This is a genomic window from Pseudomonas sp. Leaf127 (assembly GCF_001423155.1).
Classification (GTDB): Bacteria; Pseudomonadota; Gammaproteobacteria; order Pseudomonadales; family Pseudomonadaceae; genus Aquipseudomonas; species Aquipseudomonas ovata.
The window spans coordinates 1-1,033 of record NZ_LMOA01000019.1; the positions used below are offsets into that span (position 1 = coordinate 1).

At 49.4% G+C, this 1,033-nt stretch carries 1 protein-coding gene and 1 pseudogene; both read left to right on the forward strand.

Annotation, left to right across the window (positions count from 1 at the left end; all coding sequences use genetic code 11):
- The first annotated feature begins 154 nt into the window (after positions 1-154).
- Positions 155-553 carry a hypothetical protein gene (locus ASF84_RS29060; RefSeq protein ID WP_156684205.1) on the forward strand — a complete coding sequence of 133 codons (399 nt, stop codon included), beginning with the start codon at positions 155-157 and terminating at the stop codon, positions 551-553.
- Between the two features lie 386 nt (positions 554-939).
- Positions 940-1,033: pseudogene (locus ASF84_RS29695) on the forward strand (type VI secretion system tube protein Hcp); the annotation flags it as partial.

Here is a 1,033-nt window from a genome sequence, read left to right on the forward strand (position 1 = left end):
CTTATAAAAAAACCTGACGCTTGGCGGCTTTGGCGATATACAGAGAGCGACAAAGTCAGAGCATATAAAAGCGCATCAAAATATGCACTCGGCCTTGAAGCTGCAGGCGACGCAATAACGTCAGGCAGTATGTATCAGGAGCGAAAAGAGAAAAATGAATGAATTATTCAGCTACACCATCCTAACCTTAATTGCAATCACCATTTACCAACCGGCCCGCTGGGCAAAATTTGCATGTTCAGGAAGAGGCTTCACAAAGACGAGATTCTGGATTTGGACAGCTTACAACTTTTACTTCATGTGCTTTCATATGTACTTTGTGGAAAAGAGTCACATCCCTTTTTATGGCCCTATGGAAAATTACCTCTTGGGCTGGCTATCCGTAGCGATGATATGCCTACATATTTCTGCCATCCCTACGGAGTGGAAAAGGAGACCTGGGCGCTCACGAAAAATCTTCGACCCGAAAATCCGCAAGCACAAACTGACCTTTGATCGTTATCGACTGGCACAGCCAAGAAAGTCTATCCTTTCTTTCTGGAAACGAGAATGAACACCACACTGCTCGCCCTGCTGGTTTAGGCGTAGAACATAGCGAATCACCTATAACACTTATGCCGGATCACTTCATATGTACTTCCTGGAAAAGGGCCACATCCCTTTCTACGGTTCCATGGACAGATTCCCTCTGGGCTGGCTATCCGATGACTGGTTTACAGCCGTGGCCTATGTACCATCCCTGCTGGCCTCATCGCGGGCAGAGCTCCCTCCCACATCAGCTCGGTGCCTGCGGTGCGATAGCACTGTGTCGTGTCGGGCCGTTCATGATTCTGAGCCGATGAAGCAATAGCCATCGGCAGCGTTCATTTCGGACGCGTCCTACATATCGCCGGGAAGCTCGAAAATAGACTGGTCCTCCATTTATCAAGGAGGACCGTCATGGCGAACTGCGGCTATATGACCATCAAGGGCGAGAAACAGGGCCTGATTTCGGCGGGGTGTTCGACGCCGGTCTCGATGGGCAATAAATGCC